This window comes from Myxococcota bacterium (assembly GCA_041389495.1).
Classification (GTDB): domain Bacteria; phylum Myxococcota_A; class UBA9160; order UBA9160; family UBA4427; genus JAWKRT01.
The window spans coordinates 461,181-476,955 of record JAWKRT010000001.1; the positions used below are offsets into that span (position 1 = coordinate 461,181).

Annotated in this window: 12 protein-coding genes; 4 read left to right on the top strand and 8 right to left on the bottom strand. The window is 74.6% G+C overall.

Annotation, left to right across the window (positions count from 1 at the left end; all coding sequences use genetic code 11):
* Window positions 1-10: 10 nt before the first annotated feature.
* Window positions 11-1,126 (top strand): inositol monophosphatase, encoded by a 1,116-nt coding sequence (locus R3E88_02080; GenBank protein ID MEZ4215237.1) that lies wholly within the window; start codon window positions 11-13, stop codon window positions 1,124-1,126.
* On the opposite strand, the gene R3E88_02085 is transcribed toward R3E88_02080, so the two are convergent.
* Genes R3E88_02085 through R3E88_02100 form a run of 4 tightly spaced genes read right to left on the bottom strand, consistent with a single transcriptional unit; the run spans window position 1,087 to window position 6,134 of the window.
* On the bottom strand, window positions 1,087-2,289 hold the full coding sequence (locus tag R3E88_02085; protein MEZ4215238.1) for a cytochrome P450: 1,203 nt from the start codon (window positions 2,287-2,289) through the stop codon (window positions 1,087-1,089). The genes R3E88_02080 and R3E88_02085 overlap by 40 nt on opposite strands.
* 39 nt (window positions 2,290-2,328) lie before the next feature.
* Window positions 2,329-3,462 carry a VanZ family protein gene (locus R3E88_02090; protein ID MEZ4215239.1) on the bottom strand — a complete coding sequence of 378 codons (1,134 nt, stop codon included), beginning with the start codon at window positions 3,460-3,462 and terminating at the stop codon, window positions 2,329-2,331.
* A gap of 17 nt (window positions 3,463-3,479) precedes the next feature.
* Window positions 3,480-4,658 carry a cytochrome P450 gene (locus R3E88_02095; protein ID MEZ4215240.1) on the bottom strand — a complete coding sequence of 393 codons (1,179 nt, stop codon included), beginning with the start codon at window positions 4,656-4,658 and terminating at the stop codon, window positions 3,480-3,482.
* 12 nt (window positions 4,659-4,670) lie between these two features.
* Window positions 4,671-6,134 carry an FAD-dependent oxidoreductase gene (locus R3E88_02100; protein MEZ4215241.1) on the bottom strand — a complete coding sequence of 488 codons (1,464 nt, stop codon included), beginning with the start codon at window positions 6,132-6,134 and terminating at the stop codon, window positions 4,671-4,673.
* A gap of 408 nt (window positions 6,135-6,542) precedes the next feature.
* Between R3E88_02100 and R3E88_02105 the strand changes: the two genes are divergently transcribed.
* Together R3E88_02105 and R3E88_02110 are read left to right on the top strand one after the other, a co-directional pair.
* The gene (locus R3E88_02105) at window positions 6,543-7,562 is read left to right on the top strand and encodes a TIGR03617 family F420-dependent LLM class oxidoreductase (GenBank protein ID MEZ4215242.1); all 1,020 of its coding nucleotides are present in this window, start codon (window positions 6,543-6,545) and stop codon (window positions 7,560-7,562) included.
* Window positions 7,559-8,584: an NADP-dependent oxidoreductase gene (locus R3E88_02110; GenBank protein MEZ4215243.1), complete on the top strand. Its 1,026-nt coding sequence runs from the start codon at window positions 7,559-7,561 to the stop codon at window positions 8,582-8,584. The genes R3E88_02105 and R3E88_02110 overlap by 4 nt, the downstream gene beginning before the upstream one ends.
* Here the strand turns inward: R3E88_02110 and R3E88_02115 are convergent.
* The 3 genes from R3E88_02115 to R3E88_02125 are packed head-to-tail and all read right to left on the bottom strand — an operon-like array spanning window position 8,581 to window position 13,620.
* A complete protein-coding gene (locus R3E88_02115) occupies window positions 8,581-11,742 on the bottom strand; it encodes an efflux RND transporter permease subunit (GenBank protein MEZ4215244.1) in 3,162 nt (1,053 codons plus the stop codon). The two genes, R3E88_02110 and R3E88_02115, sit on opposite strands and share 4 nt — an antisense overlap.
* A 10-nt stretch (window positions 11,743-11,752) precedes the next feature.
* Window positions 11,753-12,967: an efflux RND transporter periplasmic adaptor subunit gene (locus R3E88_02120; GenBank protein ID MEZ4215245.1), complete on the bottom strand. Its 1,215-nt coding sequence runs from the start codon at window positions 12,965-12,967 to the stop codon at window positions 11,753-11,755.
* Complete coding sequence (locus R3E88_02125; protein ID MEZ4215246.1) at window positions 12,964-13,620, bottom strand: TetR/AcrR family transcriptional regulator; 657 nt, start codon at window positions 13,618-13,620, stop codon at window positions 12,964-12,966. Before R3E88_02125 ends, R3E88_02120 begins: the two co-directional genes overlap by 4 nt.
* Window positions 13,621-13,761: 141 nt before the next feature.
* On the opposite strand from R3E88_02125, the gene R3E88_02130 reads away from it, so the two are divergent.
* Window positions 13,762-14,982, top strand: coding sequence for an acyl-CoA dehydrogenase family protein (locus R3E88_02130; protein MEZ4215247.1), 1,221 nt, complete (start codon window positions 13,762-13,764; stop codon window positions 14,980-14,982).
* On the opposite strand, the gene R3E88_02135 is transcribed toward R3E88_02130, so the two are convergent.
* Entirely contained in the window at window positions 14,979-15,770 is a 792-nt protein-coding gene (locus R3E88_02135; protein ID MEZ4215248.1) for an enoyl-CoA hydratase/isomerase family protein, read from the bottom strand. The two genes, R3E88_02130 and R3E88_02135, sit on opposite strands and share 4 nt — an antisense overlap.
* Window positions 15,771-15,775: the final 5 nt, after the last annotated feature.

The following is a 15,775-nucleotide window of genomic DNA, read 5'->3' on the forward strand; positions in this document are numbered from 1 at the left end:
AGCCGTCGCGGTGTCCAGTTCCCGCCGAGCATCGCCCGCGCCCGGGCTCGCGCCGCGCGATCTCGAACGCCTTCGCGAGCTCCTGTGCGCCATGCAGGACGCCATCCGCTCGCGCGTCGTAGCGGCCCGCGCTTCGCGCTCGAGCGACGAGCTCGCCGCGGTCGACGCCGTCACCGCGGCCGACACGATCTACCGCATCGACCGCGTCGGCGAGGACGCGATCGTCGCCTGGCTCGAGGCGAGCTGGCCGCGCGACTGGGCGGTCGAGCTCGTGATGGAGGGCGACGACCCGGACGCGCCGCCGCCGCGCGTGCCGCGCGATGCGCGCGACGAGGACGTGCGCTTCGTCTGCATCGTCGATCCCGTCGACGGCACGCGCAGCCTGATGCACGACAAGCGCTCGGCGTGGACGCTCGCCGCGGTCGCGCCCGTCGCCGGCGCGTCGCGCGGCGTCGCGCCGCCGCGCCTGCGCGACACGGTCGTCGCCGCGATGACCGAGCTCCCGCCGACGAAGCAGACGCTCGCCGACCAGGTGTCGGCCGTGCGCGGCGCCGGGCGCGCGGGCCTTCGCGCGGTGCGCGTCGACGTCGGAAGCGGCGCGCGCCGTCCCTTCGAGCTGCGTCCGTCGACGGCGACGGACTGCCGCCACGGCTTCGCGTCGTTCGCGCGCTTCTTCCCGGAAGGGCGCGCGCTCGTGGCCGCGTTCGAGGAGTCGCTCTGGGCGCAGCTCTACGGCGCGGACGAGAACGGCGCGCCGCTCGTCTTCGACGACCAGTACATCTGCACGGGCGGCCAGCTCTACGAGCTGCTGGCGGGACGCGACCGCATGCTCGGCGACCTGCGCCCGCTCGCGTTCGCCGAGCTCGGCCTCGCGAAGCCGATCACCTGCCATCCGTACGATGCGTGCACGGCGCTCGTGCTCGAGGAGGCGGGCTGTCGCGTCACCGCGCCGTTCGGCGGGCCGCTCGACTTCCCGCTCGACACGACGTCGCCCGTCGCCTGGGTGGGCTTCGCGAACGCGGCGATCGAGGCGCACGTGCGGCCCGCGCTCGACGCGTGCCTCGCGCGCTTCTTCCCGCGCGCCGCTCAGGCGCGCGCGGCGAACGTGATCGGCAGCGAGCCGTAGCCCTGCACGAACTCGGTGTGCAGGCGCACCGCGTTCGCGAGATCGACCTCGTAGTCGCCGAGCGCGGGCAGCAGCGTCTCGAGCGAGACGCGCCCCTCCATCCGCGCGATGTGGCGGCCCAGGCACTGGTGCGGGCCGGTGCCGAAGCTCAGGATGCGCGGCGGGCGGCGGTGGATGTCGAACACGTCCGGGTCGCGGAACTCGCGCTCGTCGCGGTTGCCCGACGGGTAGAGGAAGACCACGCCCTGGCCGGGCTCGAGCCGGCGGCCGTGCACCTCGAACGGCTTCGCGACGGTGCGGCCGAGGTACTGCGTCGGCATGTCGAAGCGCAGCACCTCGTCGAACGCGTCGGGCACGAGCGAGAGGTCGCCGCGCAGCTCGGCGCGGAAGTGCGGGTGCTCGGCGAGCCGGAGCATCGCGCTCGCCAGCACCTTCGGGAACGTCTCCGAGCCCCCGATCACGAGCATGCCGAGGTGGCTCCCGGCTTCCTCGTCGCCGTAGCGGCGCCCCGCGTGCTCGAAGCGCGCGAGGATCGAGAGCGCGTCGTCGCCGTCCGCGCCGCGCCGTCGCCTCTCGCGCAGCGCCTCGACACAGTAGGCGTTGAGCTCGCCGAGCGACGCGAGGCCCTCGGGAGTCATGCCGCCCGTGTCCGGGTCGTGCGAGAAGAATCCCTGCACGTACTCCGTGAGCAGCGGGCCGTCCTCGACGGGCAGGCCGAGCGCGTGACACACGACGGTGACGGAGAGGCGCGAGCCGAAGTCGCGCACGATGTCGAGGTGGCCGCGCTCGAGCGCCTCGTCGCGGATGCGCTCGGCGAGCGCGCGCGCGTGCACCTCGAGCGCCTTCACGTTGCGCGGGAGGAAGGCGCGGCGGATCTGGCTGCGCAGCTCCGTGTGCTCGGGCGGGTCGATCGTGTTGATCGTCGGCGCGGCCGGCTGGTCCTTCGTGAGCAGCTGCGCCGACGCCGCGCCCTTGGTGTTCGTGAGGTGCTCGGTGTCGTTGGCGACGCGCCAGATGTCGTCGAAGCGCGAGAGCGCCCACACCTCGTACTTCTCGATGAAGTAGACGGGCGCCTCGTCGCGCAGGCGCCGGTAGACGGGGTGCGGGTCGTGCCGGATGGTGGCGTCGAACGGGTCGTAGTGGAGCGGCTCGGTCGGGCTCACGGGTCCTCGCGTCCGTCGCGCGGGGCGACGCGGGCTTCGTTAGGCGGTTGCAGGGCTTCGGCGCGCGGCGAGCGCGGCTCCGACGAGCGCGCCGAGGCCGCCGCCCGCCGTGTTGAGCCACCAATCATACAGGGACGAGAATCGCGCCGGGAAGTCGACCTGCGCGAGCTCGATCGCGAGCGAGAGCGCGCAGCACGCCGCGAGCGCGAGGGCGAAGCGCGCGAGCGCGCGGCGGCGTCCGAACGGAGCGGCGGCGAGCAGCGCGCCGAGCGGCGCGAACCCGGCGAAGTTGAGGAGGGCGTCGCGCCGCGGCGGCGCGCGGCCGGCCGCGAGCGCGGGCCGGTGGGCGCCGGCGATCGTCGCGGGAAGCGAGACGCCGCGCGGCGCGGGCGCGCCGCGCGCGAACCGCCCCGCGCTCCACGCGTCGGCGAGCGCGTCGGCGGCGCCGCCATCGCCGCGGAGCGCGGCCGCGACGCGGGCGAGCTCGTCGGGTGCGAGCGCGCGCGGAAAGGCGGCCCAGCCGAGGACTTCGCCGCGCCAGCCCGAGCGCGCGCTCGGATCGTTGCCGAGCGCGACGCGCGCCGCGTGCGCATCGCCCGCTGCGCGCGTGTGCAGCGCGGGCGAGCGCGAGTCGAGGTCGGGGACGACGACGCCGTCGACGGCGACGCGCGTGCCGCGCGCGCCCGTCACCACCGCGACGTCGTGCGCGCGGCCCGGCGCGAGCAGCCCGCTCGCGCCGAGGTGGCGGATGCGCTCGCCGCCGCCCGCCGCGAGCGCACCGGCCGGGGCGCGCACACCGCCCGCGCCGCGCGGCTCGCGCCAGTCGAGGAGTGCCGCGTCGCCGCGCTGCGCGAGGCGCAGCCGCCACGGGAGCGTCGCATCGTCGATCGCGAACACGGTGCCGGGCCGGTCGTTCGGCGCGTCGTCCGCGCGGATCCGCAGCGCGATGGTGAGCTCGCGCGGCGCGTCCGGCGCCGCGTCCGGCTCCGGCAGCGGCGCGCGCAGCCACGCGATGCCCGCGCCGTCGAAGCGCAGCGCGCTCGCGTCGGGCGCGCGCGCGGCACCGTTCGCGGGGAAGCGCTCGAACGGCGCGAAGGCCGCGGCGGCCATCGCCGCGAGCACGGCGGCGAGCGCGAGCGCCCACGCGAGCCGCGCGCGCGCGCCGCGTCGCATCCGCCGCGCGCCGCGCCTCAGCGCAGCCGCGTCGGCAGGTGCATCCAGCCCTGCACGAACTCGGTGCGGTTGCGCTGCGCGCGATCGAGGTCGATGTCGTACTCGGGCGCGCGCGCGAGCAGCGCGCGCAGTGCGACCTCGGCCTCCATCTTCGCGATGTGATGGCCGACGCACATGTGCGCGCCCTGGCCGAAGGCGAGCATGCGCGGCGGGCGGCGGTCGAGGTCGTAGGCGTCGGGGCGCGCGAACTCGCGCTCGTCGCGGTTCGCGGCGGCCCACATGAACATCACGCCCTGGCCGGGCTCGATGCGCTGCCCCTCGATCTCCGTCGCTGCGACGCACGTGCGGCCGAGCATCTGTGTCGGCGTGTCGATCCGCAGCGCTTCGAGGAAGGCGTCGCGCGCGAGGCCCGGGTCGGCCGCGACGCGCGCGCGCTGGTCGGGGTGCTGCCACAGGCGGTGGATCGTGGCGCCGAGCGCCTTCGGGAACGTGTCGCTGCCGCCGATCATCACGAGCGACAGCGTCGAGGCGACGACGAAGTCGTCGAGCAGCTTTCCGGCGACCGGCTCCGTCAGCATCGTGCGCAGCGCGCCGGTGGCGCGCTCGGGGTGCTTGCGCATGTCCTTCGCGAGCTCGAGGCACCAGAAGAACATCTCCTTGCCGCAGCGCGCGCCGACCTCCGTCGCGCCCTTGTGGCCCGGGACGCGGTGCATCACGCCGTTCACCCACTCGACCGCCTGCTCGCGGATCGAGAGCGGCATGCCGCCCGCGATGCACGCGCCCGTCACGGCGATGCGCGCGCCGAACTCCTCGACGAGGTCGCCCTCGCCGCGCTCGACGAGCTCGTCGAGCAGCTCGTTCGCGTAGGCCTCGATCTGCGGGCGCATCCCGCGCACGGCGACCGGCACGAACAGCTTCTTGATCTGCGCGCGCATCGGCGTGTGCTCGGGCGGGTCGTAGGCGTTGAACGACATCGACGGCGGCGTGTCGTGCGTGAGCAGGTGCCCGGGCGTCGTGCCCTTCATCGTGTGCAGGTGCGACGCGTCGTTCGCCGCGTTCCACACCGTCTCGAAGCGCGAGACGAACCAGCAGTCGTACTCCTCGATGAAGTGCACGGGGGACTCGTTCCGCAGCCGCTCGTAGATGCGGTACGGGTCCTCCATGATCTCGTCGGAGTAGGGGTCGTACTCGACCATGCGTCGCTCTCCTCAGCTCTCGGCCGCGCAGCGTCCGGCGCGCCGCCCGAAGAAGGTGGCCTCGCCGATCGACGTGCCGCTCGAGTAGCCGGGCGACGAGATCGACGCCGCCGTGCGCCCGGCCGCGAACAGGCCGGGGATCGGGTTCCCGTCGACGTCGCGCACGCGCCCGTGGACGTCCGTGTCGAGGCCGCCGAGCGTGAACGCCGCGTAGATCGCCTTGTCCCACGAGAGGTCGATCGCGCCGAAGGGCGGCGTCGCGAGCGGCTGCACGTAGTCGTTCGCCTTGTGGAAGACGGGGTCCTTCTCGTCCGCGCCCTCGTCGCTCGCGAAGCGGTTGTAGAGGTCGACCGTCGCCTGCAGCGTTCCCGGTGCGAAGCCGACCTCCTGCTCGAGCTCGGCGAGCGTCTCGGCCGCGTGCACCTCGCCGCCCGCGAACACGGGGCGCTCGAACGTCGCGTCGTCGAGCACGAGCCAGACGCGCCCGTTCTGGTGGTAGAAGCAGAGCTCGCCCGCACGGCCCTGGTAGACGTCCTCGGGCATGAAGCGCTGCCCGGCCTCGTTCACGAAGATGCCCTTCATGAGCGACTTCGGCGGGTAGAAGGGCAGCGTCACCGACGCCATGTGCATGCGGATCGGGTTGCCTCCGGCGCCCGCACCGAGGCGGATGCCGAGCCCGTCGTCGCCGTCGGTCGCGGCCTTGATGCGCGCCTTGCGGAGCTCGGGTGCGTAGCGGTCGATCATCGCCTTGTTCTTCGCGAAGCCGCCCGCGCACAGGATCACGGCCTTGCCGGCGCGGATCGCGCGCTCCTCGCCCGCCGTCGTCGCCACGACGCCGACGACGCGCCCGTCGTCGTCCTGCACGAGCCGGTCGACGCGCGTGTTCGCGGCGATGCGCGCGCCGAGCGCCTCCGCGCGGGCGACGAGCTTCTGCATCAGGAAGGCGCCGGTCATGCCCTCCTTCGCCGCCATGTGCGCGCGCGGCGCGGGCCGCGCGAGCGTGCGGAAGGGATGGACCAGCTCGTTGCCCGAGTAGGTGAGGCCCTGCTCCTCGGGAGCGAGCATGCGCTGGTCGTAGAACTCGGCCTTGAACGGCACGCCCTGCTCGACGAGCCAGTCGAAGTGCGCGGGGCTCTCGTCGCAGTAGACGCGGATGCGCTCCTCGAGCGGCTGCGGGCCGCACGCCGCCATGAGGTAGGCGAACATGTCGTCGGGCGTGTCCTCGAAGCCGCACGCCTTCTGCAGCGCCGTGCCGCCGCCGAAGTACATCATCCCGTCGGAGGCGGCCGTCGTGCCGCCCGGCCCGCCGAAGCGCTCGAGCGCGAGCACGCTCGCGCCGGCGCGGCGCGCCTCGATCGCCGCGCACGCGCCCGCGGCGCCCACGCCGACGATCACGACGTCGGCCTCGTCGTCCCAGCGCGCGACGTCGCGCGCGCGCCGCGGTCGCGCGGCGCCGGCCGCGTCTTCCCTGCTCATCGATCGGCCCTGCTCATCGCGTGTCCTCCTCGGTCGCCGTCGGAGCGCGCCCGCCCGCCGCGCCCGCTCGCGGAGCGCGCAGCGCGCGGCCGGCCCGCGCACCTCGGCGCGCGCGGGGCCGGTCGTCGCCTGCGTGGACGTGCCCGATGGAGCGCGGAACGCGGTGGAGGCGCCCGCGCGCGGCGGCACTTCGCGCGAGGCACCGCGCTCGCGAACGCGCCGTGCGGGCTCGGGCGAGACGCTCCGCTCCGAACGGCGCCGGATTCTATGGGGGCGCGCCGGCGACTTCCAGCACCGCGCGCACGCGCGGGCCGGGCGGACGCGAGCGGCCCGTCCGCCGTGGTAGAAGGTGCGCGTCGCGCCCGCCGCGGGCGGGCGCTTCCGACGAGGCACGAGGAGACGCGAGCGATGAAGGTCGATCACGGGATGTGGGGCGAGCTCGCGTCCGTGCCCGAGCAGGCGCGGCGCATCGAGGCCGAGGGCTTCGACGCGGCGGTCTCGACGGAGGTCTCCACGAACCCGTTCCTGCCGATGGCGCTCGCCGCCGAGCACACCCGCCGCATCGACGTGATGACGTCGATCGCCGTCGCGTTCGCGCGCACGCCGATGACGGTCGCGCAGGTGGCGCACGACCTGAACGCGTACTCGCAGGGCCGCTTCGTGCTCGGGCTCGGCTCGCAGATCCGCCCGCACATCGAGAAGCGCTTCGCGATGCCGTGGTCGAAGCCCGCGTCGCGCATGCGCGAGTTCATCCGCGCGCTGCACGCCATCTGGGACTGCTGGTACGACGGCGCGAAGCTCGACTTCCGCGGCGAGTTCTACCAGCACACGCTGATGACGCCGAACTTCTGCCCCGCGAACACGCAGCACGGGCGGCCGCGCGTCTTCCTGGCCGCCGTCGGCCCCGTGATGACCGAGGTCGCCGGCGAGGTGGCGGACGGGCTCATCGCGCACGGCTTCACGACCGACCGCTACATGCGCGAGGTGACGCTCCCCGCGCTCGAGCGCGGGCTCGCGAAGGCCGGGCGCTCGCGGAGCGACTTCGAGATCGTCTGCCCGGTGTTCTCCGTCGTCGGCGCGAACGACGAGGCCGTCGAAGGGCGCCTCGCCGCGACGAAGCGGCAGATCTCGTTCTACGGCTCGACGCCCGCCTATCGACCGGTGCTCGACCTGCACGGCTGGGGCGACCTGCAGACCGAGCTCAACCGGATGTCGAAGGCGGGGAAGTGGGCCGAGATGGGCGAGCTCGTCGGCGACGACGTCGTCGAGGCCTTCGCCGTCGTCGCGCGCCCCGAACGCTATGCGGACGAGGTGCTGCGCCGCTTCGGGGACATGGTCGACCGCCTCGTCTGGAACGACCAGAGCTGGGAGCCCGGCCAGCGCACCGAGCAGCTCGCGAAGCTGCGCGCGGGAGGAGGAGTGCGATGAGCGACGTGAACCGGCAGTGGCGCCTCGCGAAGCGCCCCGACGGGATGGTGAGCGAGGACTGCTTCGAGCTCGCGACCGCGCCCGTCCCCGAGCCCGGCGAAGGCGAGGTCGTCGTGCGCAACGTCTACCTCGCGTTCGAGCCGGCCATGCGCGGCTGGATCGAGGACGTGAAGAGCTACCTGCCCCCGGTCGCGATCGGCGAGGTGATGCGCGCGAGCGCGGCCGGCGTCGTCGTCGCCTCGAAGGCACCGGGCTACGCCGTCGGCGACCGCGTCTCGGGCCTCTTCGGCTGGCAGGACTACGCGTGCGTGCGTCCCGGCGGCCTGCAGACGCCGACGCCCGTGCCGAAGGGCGTGGCGCTCACCGACCCGCTCTCGCGCCTCGGCATGACGAGCGTGACGGCCTGGTTCGGGCTCTTCGACGTCGGCCGCCCGCAGCCCGGCGAGACCGTCGTCGTGACGGGCGCGGCCGGCGCCACCGGCAGCGTCGCCGCGCAGCTCGCGCGCCTGCACGGCTGTCGCGTCGTCGGCGTCGCGGGCGGCGCCGAGAAGTGCGCGTGGCTGCGCGACGAGGCGAAGCTCGACGGCGTCGTCGACTACAAGAGCGAGGACGTGCTCGCGCGCCTCGGCGAGCTCTGCCCCGACGGCATCGACGTCGCGTTCGACAACGTCGGCGGCGAGCAGCTCGACGCCATCCTCTACCACGTCGCCGAGCGCGGCCGCATCGTGCTGTGCGGCGCGATCTCCGCGTACAACGACGCCGAGCCGCGCCCGCAGCTGCGCTTCGTCGGCAACATGATCAAGCGGCGCGTGCGGATGGAGGGCTTCATCGTGCTCGACTTCCTCGCGCGCGCGGGCGAGGCGATGGCCGGCCTCGCGAAGCACGTCGCGGCGGGCGACATCGCGTATCGCGTCGACGTGCAGGAGGGCATGGAGAACGTGCCGCGCACGTTCCTGCGCCTGTTCACGGGGGCGAACCAGGGCAAGCAGCTCTGCCGCATCGCGGACGAGCCCGCGGCCTAGCCTGCCGCGTCCGCCGCCCCCGCGGCGCGGCGGCGCACGAGCGCGAACAGCGACGGCACGAAGAAGAGCGCGACCACCGTCGCGCCGAGCACGCCGCCCGCGATCGCGACCGCCATCGGCGGCCAGAACCGCCCGCCGAACGCGATCAGCGGCAGGAAGCCGCCGACGGTCGTGAAGGTCGTCGCGAGCACGTGGCGCGTCGCGTCGAGCACGACGTCGGCCGTCTGTGCCGGGTCGCCGCGCGCGGCGCGCGGGTCGATCCGCAGTCCCGTCAGCACGACGATCGCGTCGTTGATCGCGAGCCCCGCGAGCCCCATCGTGCCGACGATCGCGACGAACCCGAACGGGTACCCGGACGCCCACACCGAGAGCAGCGCGAGCCCGATGCTCAGGAACGCGACCGCGAAGATGATCGAGGCGAGCCGGAACGAGTCGAACGTCAGCACGATCGCGCCGGCCATGATCACGAACAGCGGCAGCGCCATCGCCGCGAGGTTCCCCTGCGTCTCCTGCTTCTGCTCGAAGTCGCCGCCGATCTCGAGCCGGTAGCCGTCCGGGAGCTCGATCTCCGCCTCGTCGAGGCGGCGCAGGAAGTCGTCGAGCGAATCCTGGATGAGGTGGTACGGGACGAGGAAGGCCTGCACGGTGTTGATGCGCGACCCGTTGCGGCGCGCGATGCCGGCGAGCTCGGGGCGCAGCTCGAAGCCGGCCACCGCCTCGACGGGCACGCCCGCGAGCGCGCCGCGCGCCGGCGCGGGAGCCTGCGCATCGCCACCGCCGCGTCCCGCCGCCGCGCCCGGCGCGGCGAGCAGCCGCGTCGCGCCGATGCGCGCGAGCGACGCGCGGTCGTCGGCCGCGACGCGCACGCGGATCGGGATGTCCTGCGTGCCGTCGAGCACGCGTCCCGCGGCGGCGCCTTCGAGCGTCGCCTCGAGCTGGTCGGCCATCTCGCCGAGCCGCAGCCCGGCGAGCTCCGCCGCGTCCTCGTCGGCCGTCAGCACGAGCTTCGGTCGTCCGCCGAGGAGCTTCGCGCGCGTGTAGGTGACGGCCTCGGTCTCGGCGAGCACGGCGCGCACGCGGTCGCCCGCGTCGCGCAGCACGTCGAGGTCGGGGCCGACGATGCGCACCTCGATCGGCGCGTCGAACGGCGGCCCCTGCTCGAACGGCAGCGCGATCGCGAGCGCGTCGGGGAGCGCGCGCCGAAGCTCCTCCTGGATCGGCGGCAGCAACCGCTCGGTCGCCGCGGGCGACTCCGTCACGACGAAGCCGCCCGCGAAGTTGGGGACGCTGTAGTTCCCGAACATGTTGTAGAAGACGCGCGCCGCGACCTCGCCCGCGAACCAGTGCGTCGCGACGACGCCCTCGTGCGCCTCGACGACCGCGCGCGCGCGCTCGATCGCCTCGAGCGTCGCGGCGAGCGGCGCGTGCGGCGGCAGGTCGAGCTGCACCTGGAACTGGTCGCGGTCGTTCGCCGGGAAGAACTGCGACGGCAGGCTCGGCGCCACCAGGAAGCCGAGCGCGGGCAGCGCGACCGACACGCCGACGCCGAGCGCGGGCCGGCGGATCGCGGCGACGAGCGCGCGCCGGAAGGCGTCGTGCAGGCGCTCGCTCGACCAGCCGTGGCGCAGCCAACCGAAGCGCCCCTCGCCCTGCTCGATCGCGCTCTCGCGCGTCGGGACGACCCAGCCCGCGAACGCGAGGATCACCGTCAGCGAGACCGCGAAGCTCGTCGTGACCGAGAGCGCGACGCCGATCGCGATCGGACCGACGAACTCGCCGCCCGGTCCGGGCATGAGCGCGATCGGCAGGAAGGCGAGCACGGTCGTGAGCGTCGACGCGGCGAGCGGGCCGGCGAGGTCGCGCACGACGCTGCGGATGGCGTCGGGTGCTTCCGCGCCGCGGCGCAGCCGCAGCTCGTACTCGTCGACGACGACGATCGCGTTGTCGATCAGCAGGCCGAGCGCGAGGATCAGCCCCGTCACCGACGTCTGGTGCAGCGGGATGCCCGACCAGTGCAGCTCGGCGACGACGGCGGCGAGCGTGAGCGGGAGCGCCGTCGCGACCACGAGCGCGCTGCGCACGCCCATCATCACGACGAGCACGGCGACGACGATGCCCGCGCCGATCAGCAGGTTGCCGCCGAGCGTGGCGAGCCGCTCGGTCGTGTAGCGGCTCTGGTCGAAGAGGATCTCGTAGCCGACGCCGGGCGGGACCTCGGCGCGGAACGCGTCGACGACGTCGCGCGCGCGCGCCGCCCACACGTCGACGCGCCCGCTGCTCGGCAGCATCGTCGCGGAGACGGCGACGCCGCGCGCACCGTCGAGCACCGCGACCGTGGCCGGCGGCTCGACGCGCGTCTTCTCGACGCGCGCGACGTCGCCGACGCGCAGCACGCGCCCGGCCGCGTCGGCCGCGAGCGGAATGCGCCGCACGCGCTCGACCCCCGTGAGCGAGCCGCCGACCTCGAGCGGCATCGCGGCGTCCGCCTCGCGCAGCTGCCCGGCGGGCCGCCGCGTGTCGGCCGCGCCGATCGCGCGCGCGACGCTCGCCGCGTCGATGCCGATCTCCGAGAGCCGCAGCGGGTCGATCGTGACGCGCAGCTCCTCGGCCGCCTCGCCGTAGAGCTCCGTCTCCTTCGTTCCGGGCAGCACGCGCAGCCGGTTCTCGAGCTCTTCCGCGAGCCGCGTCATGAGCGCGAGCTGCGGCGGCCCGTCGAGCTCCCACGTGAAGCCGACGAGCAGCGTGATGGCCGTCGACGTGCGGTCGGTGAACTCGGGCTCGCTCGCGCCGGGCGGCAGCTCGCGCGCCGCGTCGGCGAGCTCGTCGCGCAGCCGCGACCAGATCTCGTCGACGTCCTCCTCGCCGTACGCGTCCTCGAGCGCGACGAACACGACCGACTGCCCGGTGCGCGAGATCGACTCGACCTCGTCGATCTCGTGCAGCTGCTGCACGGCGTTCTCGATCTTCTCGGTGACGAGCGCCTCGACGCGGTCGGCCGTGGCGCCCGGGTAGGCGACGACGATGTCGCCGAAGCGGCGCGCGAGCGCGGGATCCTCCTGGCGCGGGATGGTGCGGAACGAGGCGATGCCGGCGACGGCGACGAGCCCGACGACGAGCGCCGTCGCGCGCACCTCGCGGTAGAAGTAGTGGGCGAACACGCGGCGGACCTCAGGAGCGGGGCGCTTCGGGCGGTTCGGGCGGTTCGGGGCGCGCGGTCGGCGGCGGCGCCCCCGGCGCGCGCGCGGCGTCGGACGAGGCGGCCGGGAACGTCGACGTCGACGCCACGCGCACGCGCAGGCCGGGCGCGAGGCGGTGCAGGCCGTCGGCGACGAGCTCGTCGCCGTCGCGCAGCGTGCCGCGCACGTACGCGCGGTCGCTCTCGCCGTGCAGCACCTCCACCTGGCGCCGCTCGGCGCGCTGCGCGCCGTCGGCGTCGCGCACGACGGCGTAGGCCGTCCACGTCCCCCGCTGCGCTTCCGCGAGCGCGCCGATCGGCACCCACGCGCCCGGCGCCGCGACCTCGCGCTCGAACAGCACGCGCGCGAGCGCCCCGTCGGGCACGGGCGGCGCGTCGGCGTCGAGCGCGAGCACGGCGGTCTGCGTGCGCGTCGCGACGTCGATCGCCGCGACGACGCGCCGGAGCGTGGCTCCGGCCTCGATCACGTCGCCCTGGCCGTCGATCTCCACCGCATAACGTCGGCCCGGCTCGAGCCGCGTCGCGACGTCGGGCGGCACGCCGACGCGCACCTCGCGCGCGTCGCGCTCGAGGATCGAGAGCACGGCCTGGCCGGGCTGCGCCACCGTTCCCTCGTCGAGGTGGCGCGCGGCGACGAGGGCGTCGTACGGCGCGCGCAGGAGCGAGAGCTCGAGCGCGACGCGCACGCGCTCGAGCGAGGCGCGGTCGGCCGCGATCTGCGCGGCGAGCGCCTTCTCGCCCGCGACGGCCTCGTCGAGCCGCTGCTGCGACGCGAAGTCGGCGCGCCGCAGCTCGCGCTGCCGCTCGCTCGTCGCGCGCGCGAGCTCGAGGCGCGCGTCCGTCGCCGCGACGCGGGCCTCGAGCTCGCGCCGCTGCGCGGCGAGCTCGCGCGTGTCGAGGCGCGCGAGCACGTCGCCCGCGGCGACGCGCTCGCCGTCGTCGACGGCGACCTCCGCGACGCGTCCGCCGCGCTCGAAGCCGAGCTCGCTCCGGCGCGGGCTCACGACGCGGCCCGCGAGGCGCTCGCGCACCTCGAAGCCCGCGCGCAGCGCGACGCGCACGGTCGCGACGGGGAGGGCGTCCGTCGCGGGCGGGTCGTCGTCGCCGGCGCGGCCCGTGCGCCCGAGCGCGAGCGCCGCGCACGCGGCGAGCGCCGCGGCGGCGGCGAAGCGATGCGTCGAGGTCACGGGGAGCCTCCGGAGGGCGGGGCCTCGGAGAGCGCATCCGGGCCTCGCAGCAGTCCGCGGATCAGCCGGTCGATCGCGGGCTCGACGAGCTCCTCGAACGACACGCCGAGCAGGTACTTGTCCGACAGCTCGAGCATCACGAGCCCGTGCAGCGCGCTGAACGCGACGTGCGCGAGCAGGAGCGGCTCGCCGTCGACGGCGCCCTGCTTCGCGAGCGCCTCGATCGTCTCGACGAGCGGGAGCCAGCCGCGCAGCAGGGTGGCTCGCTGGTCCGCATCGGCGAGCGCGTCGGCGTCGAGGCCGGCCGGCCGCGCGACCTCGAACATGATCCGGTAGGCGCTCTGCTCGCGCATCGCGAAGGCGACGTACGCGCGACCGAGGTGGCGCAGCCGCTCGAGCGGCGTCGCCGGCGCGGCGGCGGCGCGCTCGATCGCCGCGCCGAAGCGCGCGAACGCGGCCGTGCGCACGGCGGCGAAGATCGCCTCCTTGTTGGCGAAGTAGCGGTAGGGCGTCATCGGGCTGCAGCCGAGCTCGGTGGCGAGCGCGCGCAGCGTCACGCCCTCGTAGCCCTGCTCGGCGAAGAGCCGCTCCGCGACCTCGCACAGCGAGGCGCGGAACGCCTGGACCTCGTCGTCGCGGAGCGCGCGCGGCACGGCTCGTATCTTACATCGTAAATTTACGCCGCAAACGACCGGGGCGAACGGGCACAACCCTTCGAATCTGCGAGGGAATGCGCGACCATGCCGACGCCCGCCGCCCGTTCCGGCGCGCGGCGCCCCGACGAGGAGCGGACGGTGGACTTCGACTACGACGACGTGACGAAGCAGGCGCTCGAGCGGCTCCGGCGGTTCATGGACGAGCACGTCTACCCGAACGAGCGCGCCTACCACGAGCAGCACGCCGCGCAGGCCGACCGCTGGCAGACGCCGCCGCTGATGGAGGAGCTCAAGGCGAAGGCGCGCGAGGCCGGCCTGTGGAACCTCTTCCTCCCGCATAGCAAGTACGGCGCCGGCCTCACCAACGTCCAGTACGCGCCGCTGTGCGAGCAGATGGGACGCGTCGGCTTCGCGCCCGAGGTCTTCAACTGCTCGGCGCCCGACACGGGCAACATGGAGACGATCGAGCGCTACGGCAGCGAGGCCCAGAAGAAGGAGTGGCTCGAGCCGCTCCTCGACGGGAAGATCCGCTCCGCCTTCGCGATGACCGAGCCCGCGGTCGCGTCGTCCGACGCGACCAACATCGAGACCGCGATCCGCCGCGACGGCGACCACTACGTCGTCGACGGCCGCAAGTGGTGGACGTCCGGCGCGAACGACCCTCGCTGCCGGATCCTGATCGTCATGGGCAAGACGAGCTTCGACGGCCCGCTGCACGCACAGCAGAGCATGATCCTCGTGCCGGTGGACACGCCCGGCGTCACCGTGCTGCGCCCGCTCAGCGTCTTCGGCTACGACGACGCGCCGCACGGCCACGCCGAGGTGCTCTTCGAGAACGTGCGCGTGCCCGCCTCGCACATCCTGCTCGGCGAGGGGCGCGGGTTCGAGATCGCGCAGGGGCGTCTCGGGCCGGGCCGCATCCACCACTGCATGCGCGCGATCGGCGTCGCCGAGCGTGCGCTCGAGATGACGTGCGCGCGGCTCGCGCAGCGGACGGCGTTCGGGAAGCCCATCTACCAGCACTCGGTGTGGGAGGAGCGGATCGCCGACGCGCGCATCGACATCGAGTGCGCGCGGCTGCTGACGCTCAAGGCCGCGCACATGATGGACACGGTGGGGAACAAGGTCGCGCGCGCCGAGATCGCGATGATCAAGGTGAAGGCGCCGAACACGGCGCTCGCCATCCTCGACCAGGCGATCCAGGCGCACGGCGGCGGCGGCGTGTCGAGCGACTTCTGGGTCGCGAACGCGTGGGCGCAGACGCGCACGCTGCGGCTCGCCGACGGCCCCGACGAGGTGCACCGGCGCACGGTCGCGCGCCTCGAGATGAAGCGGCAGCTCGGCGGCGGCGCTCGTTAGGCGTCGCCGTCCGGCTCGCGCCGCCCGCCGAGCACCTTCCCCCGGAGCTCGTCCGCGCGCACGCGCACGCCGAGCCAGTCGGGCGCGAGCTGCGCCCAGCGGAGCGCCTGGTCGCGGCTCATGTCCTGCGCGCGGTCGAGGTGCGCGAGCGTGAGGCGCAGGCCGCGCGGATCCATCGCGGCGATCGCGCGCAGCGTCTCCATCGCGCGCTCCCACAGCGCGGCCGACGGGTGGAGCTCGCTCGCGAACCCGATGCGGTAGGCCTCGGCACCCGTCACGACCTTGCCCGTCAGGATCACCTCCTTCGCGCGCTGCACGCCGAGCAGGCGCGCCCAGCGCGTGGCGCCGCCCCACGCGCCGAGCCCCGTGCCGAGCTTCTTCAGGTGCCAGTCGCTGATCTCGGCCGCCTCGCCGACGATGCGCAGGTCGCACGCGAGCGCGAGCTCGGCGCCGCCCGTGCTGCACACGCCGTCGACGACGGCGACGACGGGCTTCAGCAGGTCGTCGATGCGGTTGGTGAGCGCGAAGCCCGCCTCCTCGGTGACGCCGTCGCCCGCCTCGAACGCGCGCACGTCGACGCCCGCGCTGAAGCACGGCCGCCCGTCGGGCCGCGGCGCGCCCGCGAGGGCGAGCACGCGCACGTCGTCGTCGCGCTCGGCGAGGTCGACGGCGGCATCGAGCTCGCGCAGCAGCGTCGCGGTCAGCGTGTTGAGCCTGTCGGGGCGCGCGAGCGTCGCGACGGCGATGCCGGGCTCGGGCTTCTCGTACCGGATCGTCTCGAAGTCCACGCGCG

Excerpts from the sequence above, each read along its gene's own strand:
- R3E88_02105 (MEZ4215242.1), top strand. The coding sequence starts at position 6,543 with ATGAAGGTCGATCACGGGATGTGGGGCGAGCTCGCGTCCGTGCCCGAG.
- R3E88_02110 (MEZ4215243.1), top strand. The coding sequence starts at position 7,559 with ATGAGCGACGTGAACCGGCAGTGGCGCCTCGCGAAGCGCCCCGACGGG.
- R3E88_02090 (MEZ4215239.1), bottom strand. The coding sequence starts at position 3,462 with ATGCGACGCGGCGCGCGCGCGCGGCTCGCGTGGGCGCTCGCGCTCGCC.
- R3E88_02095 (MEZ4215240.1), bottom strand. The coding sequence starts at position 4,658 with ATGGTCGAGTACGACCCCTACTCCGACGAGATCATGGAGGACCCGTAC.
- R3E88_02100 (MEZ4215241.1), bottom strand. The coding sequence starts at position 6,134 with ATGAGCAGGGAAGACGCGGCCGGCGCCGCGCGACCGCGGCGCGCGCGC.